Raw genomic sequence first — 1,358 nt, forward strand, 5'->3', positions numbered from 1 at the left:
ATCGGTTTATTTACCGAAAATAAAGAATACGACACCATATTTTTAAGCAACTACGCTGACCTATATTTAGCAGATGCCTTAAAAAGAGTAAAAGGGGTTGGCGACGTGCGAATTTTTGGGGAAAGACGCTATGCAATGCGTTTATGGATAGACCCCAATAAATTAGCAGCGCGCCGTCTCACAATGCAAGATGTAACGAGAGCTCTCAACGAACAAAACTTGCAAGTTGGTGCTGGGAGAGTTGGTCAAGAACCTGCTCCGCAGGGACAAATGTATCAAATTGACTTGCGTGCTGAAAGTCGCCTCAAAGAACCAGCAGAATTTGAAGAACTCGTCCTCAAAACAGAGACAAATGGAACGTTAGTTAAATTAAAAGATGTGGGGAGAGCAGAACTAGGGGCAGAGAATTACAGCTCATTTCTGCGATTTCGAGGCAATGATGCCGTAGGTTTAGGGATTTACCAACTGCCTGGAAGTAATGCTTTGAATGTGGCCCAGGCCGTCAAAGCAGAAATGGAAAAACTAGCGGTTGGTTTCCCTCCGGGGTTGATCCATAGAGTAGCGCTGGACACGACTTTGTTTGTACAAGAGTCGATGGCAGAAGTAGTCAAGACATTATTTGAATCAGTCTTGCTAGTGGTGATAGTGATTTTTGTTTTCTTGCAAGACTGGCGCACAACTATTATTCCTACCGTCACAATTCCAATTTCTTTGATTGGGACGTTTGCCTTTATCAAAGTTTTCGGATTTACTATTAACAGTTTATCTCTGTTTGGTCTGACCTTAGCGACGGGATTAGTGGTTGATGACGCTATCATTGTAGTAGAAAATATTGACCGCCTGATCCGCCAAGGTATGAAGCCCCGCCAAGCGGCTTTTGAGTCAATGCGGGAGCTTTTTAGCGCTGTAATTGCGACTTCTTTAGTGTTGATGGCAGTGTTCGTGCCAGTGGCATTTTTTCCCGGAACTACAGGAGCGCTTTACAAACAATTTGCGCTGACAATTGCTTTTTCCGTATTGCTTTCTACCTTTATGGCTATTACTCTCACGCCCTCACTTGCAGCTATATTACTGCGTCCAGGCCAGAAGTTTGGGGGCCCGCTAGGTTGGGTTTTTGACCGTTTTAATAGAGCTCTCGATTGGGTACAGCGGCAATATCGGAAATCCTTAATATTTCTCACAGGAATTAAGACTATTGTCACTCTCGTGTTCATCGGTTCTCTGGGAGTAACAGCTTGGCTTTATTTATCAGTCCCCACAGCGTTTATCCCGGAAGAAGACCAGGGCTATTTTCTGACAATTATTCAAGGGCCCCAAGGTGTTTCGCTGCAATACACTCAGAAAGTAATGGACCAAGT

At 44.2% G+C, this 1,358-nt stretch carries 1 protein-coding gene; it reads left to right on the forward strand.

The annotated features are described in order from the left end of the window. Nucleotides 1-1,358 (forward strand): efflux RND transporter permease subunit (locus QUB30_RS33605; RefSeq protein WP_333342701.1); only part of this gene is annotated, 1,358 nt, incomplete at both ends.

It is taken from the genome of Microcoleus sp. BROC3, from assembly GCF_036702515.1.
In the GTDB taxonomy this organism is placed as follows: Bacteria; Cyanobacteriota; Cyanobacteriia; order Cyanobacteriales; family Microcoleaceae; genus Microcoleus.